This window comes from Skermanella sp. (assembly GCF_059503625.1).
Window position 1 is genome coordinate 1 of sequence record NZ_JCACHA010001143.1, and the last position, 5,147, is coordinate 5,147.

Genomic DNA, 5,147 nt, shown 5'->3' on the forward strand with positions numbered 1-5,147 from the left:
CCTTCTCGCCCCACAGCAGGAGCGTCGGTGCTGCGATCCGGGGCAGCAGCGGTTCCGGGTCTTCCAGGACGGTCTGTTCCATCCGTGCGATCAGCGCGCCGCGGACGCCCGGCGCCAGCATCAGGTCGTAGTAGCGGTCCAGCACGGCGTCGGTCAGGCGCGAAGGATCGCCGTAGGCGGGGCTCAAGTTCATGCGCAGCATCGGCTTGGGCAGGACGTAGCGCATCAGCCGGATCAGCCGGGGAACCTCGGGTTTCACGCCATACCGGAAGCCAGCGCTGGCGAAGCCGTCCGGCGAGACCAGGACGAGCTTGTCGGTGCGATCAGGCTGTCCGACGGCAAATTTCCACGCGATCCTGCCGCCGATGGAGTTGCCGATCAGGCTGGCGCGCCGGACGCCGAGACCGTCCATCAGGGCGGCGAGCACCTGAAGGCTGCGCCGGTCGGTATAGTCGCCGGTCGGGTCGGGATCGCTCAGGCCCGAACCGGGCAGGTCGAACCGGATGACCCGGTAGCCGGCGGACAGCGTCCGCGCCCAGTCCTCCCAGGTATGAAGGCTGGAACCGAAGCCATGGATCAGGATGACGGCCGGCGCGTCCCGGGGTCCCGTATCGCGGACATGCAGGCGGACCCCGGCTACGTCGCGCAGGTCGCCGGGCTGGGCCAGATACCGGCTTTCCAGGTCGGCACGCGGCCTGTCCGGCGTCCACAGCCACAGCGCACCGCCGACGACCGCCGCCATGGGGACCGCCAGCAAGGGCCGCAGCCGGCGCATCCTCACGATCCGGGCCTCAGGCCGCCGCCTCGACCGAAACGCCTTCGATGCAGTCCTCCAGGTCCTCGCTGGCCTTCCGCAGGGCGTCGAAGGTCGCGGCATCCGGCGTCCAGTAGTGGCGCTCATGGGCTTCGAGCAGCCGGTTCGTCAGTTTCAGCGACGCCGTGGGGTTCAGTTCGGTCAGGCGGTTGCGCATCGCGGGATCGAGGACGAAGGTCTCGGTGATCTGCTGATAGATCCAGGGCGCTACCTCGCTGGTGGTCGCGGACCAGCCCATGGTGTTGGAGACGTGTTCCTCGATCTGGCGGACGCCTTCGTAGCCGTGGCTCAGCATGCCTTCGTACCACTTGGGGTTCAGCGTGCGCGTCCGCGTTTCCAGCGCCACCTGTTCGCCCAGCGTCCGGACCACGCCGTCGCCGCGCGTCTGGTCGCCGATATAGATCGGAACCGACTGCCCGCCCTTGGCGGCCTTGACGGCGCGGCTGATGCCGCCAAGGGTGTCGAAATAGTGATCGACGGTGGTCACGCCGAGTTCGACCGAGTCGAGGTTCTGGTACGCCAGATCGACGCCGGCCAGGACGCTCTTCAGCAGCGCCGTGCGCTGCACCGGATGACCGGCGCGGCCATAGGCGAAGCTCTTGCGCTTGTAATAGGTTTCCGCCAGCTCGCTCTCGTCTTCCCAGGCGCCGCAGTCGATCAGGTGGTTGACGTTCGACCCGTAGGCGCCGTCGGCATTGCCGAAGACGCGGAGCGAGGCGGTTTCCAGGTCGCCGCCGTGCTCCTGGACGTATTGAAGCGCGTGCTTGCGGACGAAGTTCAGCTCGCACGGCTCGTCCGCCGAGGCGGCCAGGAACGAGGCTTCCGCCAGCAGCTTGATCTGGAGCGGCAGCAGGTCGCGGAAGATGCCGGACAGCGTGCTGATGACGTCGATGCGCGGACGGCCCAGTTCATCCAGCGGGATCAGGGTGGCGCCGGCCAGCCGGCCGTAGCCGTCGAAGCGCGGGCGCACGCCCATCAGGGCGAGCACCTGACCGATCGGAGCGCCCTCGTTCTTCAGGTTGTCGGTGCCCCACAGGACGATCGCGACGGTTTCCGGCATGGGCAGGCCGTCGGCCCGGTGGCGGGCGATGATCCGCTCCGCCTGCCGGGCGCCGTCCTCCACGGCGAAGGCGCTGGGGATGCGGAAGGGGTCGAAGCCGTGGAGGTTGCGTCCGGTCGGCAGGATCGCCGGCGTGCGCAGCAGGTCGCCGGCGGGAGCGGGACGGATGAAGCGCCCGTCGAGCGCCCGCAGGATCGCCGTGATCTCGTGGTCCTCGGCCAGCCAGCGGTCGGTGTCGGCAAGGTTCGTCAGGACGGCGAGGCTCTGGTCGTCGGGCGTCAGCCCGCTGAGTTCCAGTGCGGCATCCAGCGCCATGCCGTCGACGATGGCCGTCAAGGCGGCACGGTCGGGACGGGCGCCGTGGGCGGCGTCGGCCACCGCCTCCAGCATCTCGACGCGCTGGTCCCGCGTCGGCGGAGCGCCGACGACATGCAGCCCGTGGGGGATCAGGGTGTATTCAAGCTCCAGCACCTGCGCGGCGATCCGCTGGATGCGGGGGCCGGCATCGCCGGTCCAGGCCGGCTCGGCTTCCGCCAGTTCGACCAGGGCGGCCTGGGCCTGGATCAGCATAGCAAGGTCGTCGCGCTCCAGGTCAGCTTCGGGATCGAGGCTCCGCCAGCGGTCGATCGACGATTTCAGCTCGAGCAGTCCGCGATAGAGGCCGGCATGGGCGATCGGCGGCGTCAGGTAGCTGATGAGCGTCGCGGAAGCGCGGCGCTTGGCGAGAGCCCCTTCCGACGGGTTGTTGGCGGCATAGAGATACAGACTGGGCAGGTCGCCGATCAGGCGGTCGGGCCAGTCCTTGGCCGACATGCCGGCCTGCTTGCCGGGCATGAATTCCAGCGCGCCGTGGGTGCCGAAATGGAGCACGGCATGGGCCTGGAAGTCCTCGCGCAGCCAGCGGTAGAAGGCGGAGAACGCGTGGGTCGGGGCGAACCCATTCTCGAACAGCAGGCGCATCGGGTCGCCCTCGTAGCCGAAGGCGGGCTGGACGCCGACGAAGACGTTGCCGAACTGCGCGCCCAGCACGAAGACCGACGCGCCGTCGCTCTGGTGCTTGCCGGGGGCCGGTCCCCACTGCGCCTCGATCTCGCCCAGCCAGGGATCGCGCCGCACCATCTCGTCGGCCGGCACCCTGACATGGACGTTGGCGAGAGCGCCGAAGCGCCCGCGATTGCCTTCGATGATGCGCTCCCGCAGGGCGTCCACGGTCGGCGGCAGGTCGACCGCGTAGCCTTCCGCCTTCATCGCCGCCAGCGTCCGGTGCAGCGAGTCGAAGACGGCGAGATAGGCGGCGGTCCCGGCGCTGCCGGCATTGGGCGGGAAGTTGAACAGGACGACGGCGATCCTGCGCTCGGCAAGCCTGGTCCGCCGCAGCGTCACCAGCTTGTCCACCCGCGCCGCCAGCATGCCGGCGCGCTCGATGCAGGCGTGCATGTCGCGGCCGTTGGTGCTCGACGTGAAGACGCAACCCCTGTGGCAGCCGGTGCAGGGCCGTCCGGAATTGTCGGAGCGGCCGCCGAAGACGATGGGTCCCGTAGCGCCGTCCAGTTCGGGGATCGCCACCATGATGGTCGATTCGACCGGCATCAGCCCGCGCTCGGAAGCGCCCCACTGTTCCAGCGTCTGCAACTCGGCCGGATGGGCCGCGATATAGGGCACGTCGAGCTTCGCCAGCATCTCCTCCGCCGCATGGGCGTCGTTATAGGCCGGGCCGCCGACCAGGGAAAAGCCGGTCAGCGACACCAGCGCGTCGATGACGGGACGGCCGTCCTTCAGGAAAAACTCCTCGATCGCGGGGCGCGAATCGAGACCCGCCGCGAAGGCCGGGATGACGCGAAGACCACGCGCCTCCAGCGCTTCGATCACGCCGTCGTAATGGGCGGCATTGCCGGCCAGCATATAGGAACGCAGGCCGAGGACGCCGACGGTGCCCCGCCCGGGAGCGGCCGGGGGAAGCAGGTCGGCCGTCGCGGAAATCCGCCCCTTCATGCGGGGATGGTAGACACCGGTATCCGGATAGGCGATGGGAGCCGCCACCTTGACCGCTCCGCGCAGGCTCTGCCGGGCGCCGCCGGCATAGCGGTCGATCAGCATGCGGATCATGTTGACGACATTGTCGTCGGAACCGGCCAGCCAGTATTGCAGGGTCAGGAAATAGGCCCGGACATCCTGGGCAGTCCCCGGAATGAACCGGAGGATCTTGGGCAGGCGCTTCAGCATCTTCATCTGGCGGGCGCCGGCGCTGGCGTTCCTGTCCTTGCCGTTGCCGCGGAGCCGCTTGAGCATCCCCATCAGGCCGCTCGGCTGGCCGTCCATCGTGAAGCGGCCGATGCGGGTCAGCGTGGTCACTTCGCTGGCGGACAGGATGCAGATCAGCGCGTCGCAGGTGTCGCGCCGGGCCTTGAGGTCCGCCAGGATCTCGCGGTAGTGGTCTTCCATGAACAGCATGGCGCAGATGACGATGTCGCCGGCCGCGATATCCGTCCGGCAGCGCGCCAGTGCGGCGGGATCGTCGCCCCATTCGGTGGCGGCATGCAGGCGCAGCGTCAGACCGGGAAAATCGCTCAGCAAGCGCCGGTAGGCCCGTTCGGTAGCGCTGGCAAGATGGGTGTCCATCGTGACGATGACGACGGCGATCGGGACGGCATCGATCGGGATAGCTGTGATCGGGATGGCTGTGATCGGCACGGCATCCGCCGGAGTTGCGCCTTTTGAGGAAACCGGCTTCGTCATGGCATCTACCCGCATCGAGTTCGCTCCCGGATTCATCCGGCATTCAAAGGCCGCCGATGAAGTTCGGATATTGTCATGTTAAGTTGACGTCTAGTCAAGTTAACACTTTGCGGGAGAGGCGGGAGGGGTATTCAGCCGCCGCCGCTGCGGCGCGCGACGCTCCACTGCCAGATCAGAAGCGCCATGCCCAGGTACATCGGGGTGCGCGTGTAACGATAGACCCCCCCGGTGACCAGTGCCGTGGACGGCTTCCACGGTTCGACATGCGTGCCGGCCGTGCCGAACAGACGTATGGCCGACAGCGCGATAGCCAGCGCCGCCACGATCAGCAGACCGCCCGACGCGTACCGGATGCCGGGCGGCAAGCCGAAGCCGATCGGAAAGACCCAGTGGTGCAGCGCCAGCCCGATCGCCACGGCGCCCGCGAACAGCAGCGGCGGCGGTGCGATCACGCCGGCTTTGTCGGTGGTCGAGGTCATGTTTCCACTCCGTCTGATACTGCCTTAGGTAGAGTTTTTCCGCTATCGGCACGTTTGG

Annotated in this window: 3 protein-coding genes; all 3 read right to left on the reverse strand. The window is 68.2% G+C overall.

Annotated features, from left to right (window positions below; genetic code table 11):
* Nucleotides 1-775: alpha/beta fold hydrolase (locus AC5JJ6_RS40725; RefSeq protein ID WP_496047521.1), on the reverse strand; the 775-nt coding region annotated here is incomplete at its 3' end.
* A 16-nt stretch (nt 776-791) separates the two neighbouring features.
* On the reverse strand, nt 792-4,625 hold the full coding sequence (locus AC5JJ6_RS40730) for a magnesium chelatase subunit H (RefSeq protein WP_496047522.1): 3,834 nt from the start codon (nt 4,623-4,625) through the stop codon (nt 792-794).
* A gap of 116 nt (nt 4,626-4,741) precedes the next feature.
* Nucleotides 4,742-5,089, reverse strand: coding sequence for a methyltransferase family protein (locus AC5JJ6_RS40735; RefSeq protein WP_496047523.1), 348 nt, complete (start codon nt 5,087-5,089; stop codon nt 4,742-4,744).
* Between the last annotated feature and the right edge of the window lie 58 nt (nt 5,090-5,147).